The sequence below is a fragment of the Amycolatopsis sp. NPDC006131 genome, from assembly GCF_040614175.1.
Lineage (GTDB): Bacteria > Actinomycetota > Actinomycetes > Mycobacteriales > Pseudonocardiaceae > Amycolatopsis_E > Amycolatopsis_E tucumanensis.
Map to the genome: position 1 here is coordinate 1,834 of NZ_JBEXTX010000211.1, position 3,400 is coordinate 5,233.

Annotated in this window: 2 rRNA genes (1 of these 2 cut by a window edge); both read right to left on the reverse strand. The window is 57.3% G+C overall.

Annotation, left to right across the window (positions count from 1 at the left end):
- Window positions 1–1,574, reverse strand: a 23S ribosomal RNA gene (locus tag ABZ215_RS43150) (it extends 1,640 nt beyond the left edge of the window).
- 280 nt (window positions 1,575–1,854) lie between these two features.
- Window positions 1,855–3,377 (reverse strand): 16S ribosomal RNA (locus ABZ215_RS43155).
- The 16S and 23S rRNA genes sit together here, the layout of an rRNA operon.
- Window positions 3,378–3,400: the final 23 nt, after the last annotated feature.

Here is a 3,400-nt window from a genome sequence, read left to right on the forward strand (position 1 = left end):
GGTTCAGGGCGGTTAGTATCATGCGCCTCGTCATGGGCGAACATACGCGGGTACGGGAATATCAACCCGTTGTCCATCGACTACGCCTGTCGGCCTCGCCTTAGGTCCCGACTTACCCTGGGCAGATTAACTTGACCCAGGAACCCTTGGTCATCCGGCGGCAGAGTTTCTCACTCTGCATTCGCTACTCATGCCTGCATTCTCACTCCCACACCCTCCACGACTCGCTTCCACGGCCGCTTCTCTGGATGCAGGACGCTCCCCTACCCAACAACACCACTACACAAGGTTCCCAAAGAACCAAGCGGATGTATTGTGTTATTGACACGGCTTCGGCGGTGTACTTGAGCCCCGCTACATTATCGGCGCAGGACCACTTGACCAGTGAGCTATTACGCACTCTTTCAAGGGTGGCTGCTTCTAAGCCAACCTCCTGGTTGTCTAAGCGACCCCACATCCTTTCCCACTAAGCACACACTTAGGGGCCTTAGCCGGTGTTCTGGGCTGTTTCCCTCTCGACGACGAAGCTTATCCCCCGCCGTCTCACTGCCGCACTCTCACGTGATGGTATTCGGAGTTTGGTTGACTTCGGTAACCCGGTAAGGCCCCTAGGCCATCCAGTAGCTCTACCCCCACCACGAAACATGCGACGCTGCACCTAAATGCATTTCGGGGAGAACCAGCTATCACGGAGTTTGATTGGCCTTTCACCCCTACCCACAACTCATCCCCCAGGTTTTCAACCCTGGTGGGTTCGGCCCTCCACGAGGTCTTACCCTCGCTTCAGCCTGGCCATGGGTAGATCACTCCGCTTCGGGTCTAGACCACGCGACTCACACGCCCTATTCAGACTCGCTTTCGCTACGGCTACCCCACACGGGTTAACCTCGCCACGCAGCACTAACTCGCAGGCTCATTCTTCAAAAGGCACGCCATCACCATCCGAAGATGGCCCTGACGGCTTGTAGGCACACGGTTTCAGGTACTCTTTCACTCCCCTCCCGGGGTACTTTTCATCTTTCCCTCACGGTACTCGTCCGCTATCGGTCACCAGGAAGTATTTAGGCTTACCGAGTGGTCCCGGCAGATTCACAGCAAATTCCACGAGCTCGCTGCTACTCGGGAACACCACCACACCACACCAACACAGCTTTCGCGTACGGGACTCTCACCCACTCCGGTCCACCATCCCAGGCGGTTCCACTAGCCATGCAGCACGATGCCAGAACTGTCAGATTCTGGAAGATGGGTCCCACAACCCCGCACACACAACCCCTGACAGGTATCACATGCGCACGGTTTAGCCTCCTCCGCTTTCGCTCGCCACTACTCACGGAATCACTAGTGTTTTCTCTTCCTACGGGTACTGAGATGTTTCACTTCCCCGCGTTCCCTCCACATACCCTATATATTCAGGTATGGGTAACACCTCATAACAGGTGCTGGGTTTCCCCATTCGGACACCCTCGGATCACAGCTCGGTTGACAGCTCCCCGAGGCTTATCGCAGCCTCCCACGTCCTTCATCGGCTCCTGATGCCAAGACATCCACCATGTGCCCTTAACAACTTGACCACAAAGATGCTCGCATCCACTCTGCAATTCTCAAACACCACACCCAGAAACAACACACCGTGTTGCCTCAGGACCCAACAGCGTATCAACAAGCACCCATCCTCGAGACTCCACAACCCCGTTCCACGCCGTTGCCGGCAGTACTAGACAGTTCCTTCGTCCCTCAGATGAGCATCAGCCAGTCGTCCACAATTCCTTGAGCAACCAGACAGTGCCACATTCGGACACTGAGCCTGGCCACTCCACACCCCGAAGAGCGTGGAAGTGAGCTGCTCCTTAGAAAGGAGGTGATCCAGCCGCACCTTCCGGTACGGCTACCTTGTTACGACTTCGTCCCAATCGCCAGTCCCACCTTCGACCACTCCCTCCCCGCAAGCGGGGTTGGGCCATGGGCTTCGGGTGTTACCGACTTTCATGACGTGACGGGCGGTGTGTACAAGGCCCGGGAACGTATTCACCGCAGCGTTGCTGATCTGCGATTACTAGCGACTCCGACTTCACGCAGTCGAGTTGCAGACTGCGATCCGAACTGAGACCGGCTTTAAGGGATTCGCTCCACCTCACGGTATCGCAGCCCTCTGTACCAGCCATTGTAGCATGTGTGAAGCCCTGGACATAAGGGGCATGATGACTTGACGTCATCCCCACCTTCCTCCGAGTTGACCCCGGCAGTCTCCCGCGAGTCCCCGCCATTACGCGCTGGCAACACAGGACAAGGGTTGCGCTCGTTGCGGGACTTAACCCAACATCTCACGACACGAGCTGACGACAGCCATGCACCACCTGCACACCGGCCACAAGGGGGCCGACATCTCTGCCGGTTTCCAGTGCATGTCAAGCCCAGGTAAGGTTCTTCGCGTTGCATCGAATTAATCCACATGCTCCGCCGCTTGTGCGGGCCCCCGTCAATTCCTTTGAGTTTTAGCCTTGCGGCCGTACTCCCCAGGCGGGGCGCTTAATGCGTTAGCTACGGCACGGACAACGTGGAAGTCGCCCACACCTAGCGCCCAACGTTTACAGCGTGGACTACCAGGGTATCTAATCCTGTTCGCTCCCCACGCTTTCGCTCCTCAGCGTCAGTATCGGCCCAGAGACCCGCCTTCGCCACCGGTGTTCCTCCTGATATCTGCGCATTTCACCGCTACACCAGGAATTCCAGTCTCCCCTACCGAACTCAAGCCTGCCCGTATCCACTGCAGGTCCGGAGTTAAGCCCCGGATTTTCACAGCAGACGCGACAAGCCGCCTACGAGCTCTTTACGCCCAATAATTCCGGACAACGCTTGCACCCTACGTATTACCGCGGCTGCTGGCACGTAGTTAGCCGGTGCTTCTTCTCCAGGTACCGTCACTTGCGCTTCGTCCCTGGCGAAAGAGGTTTACAACCCGAAGGCCGTCATCCCTCACGCGGCGTCGCTGCATCAGGCTTCCGCCCATTGTGCAATATTCCCCACTGCTGCCTCCCGTAGGAGTCTGGGCCGTGTCTCAGTCCCAGTGTGGCCGGTCACCCTCTCAGGCCGGCTACCCGTCGTCGCCTTGGTAGGCCACTACCCCACCAACAAGCTGATAGGCCGCGGGCCCATCCTGTACCGCCGAAACTTTCCACCCACCAAGATGCCTTAGCGAGTCATATTCGGTATTAGACCCCGTTTCCAGGGCTTATCCCAAAGTACAGGGCAGGTTACCCACGTGTTACTCACCCGTTCGCCACTCATCCACACCCGAAGGTGCTTCAGCGTTCGACTTGCATGTGTTAAGCACGCCGCCAGCGTTCGTCCTGAGCCAGGATCAAACTCTCCAACAATGCTAGAAAATCGATCCGGCTAT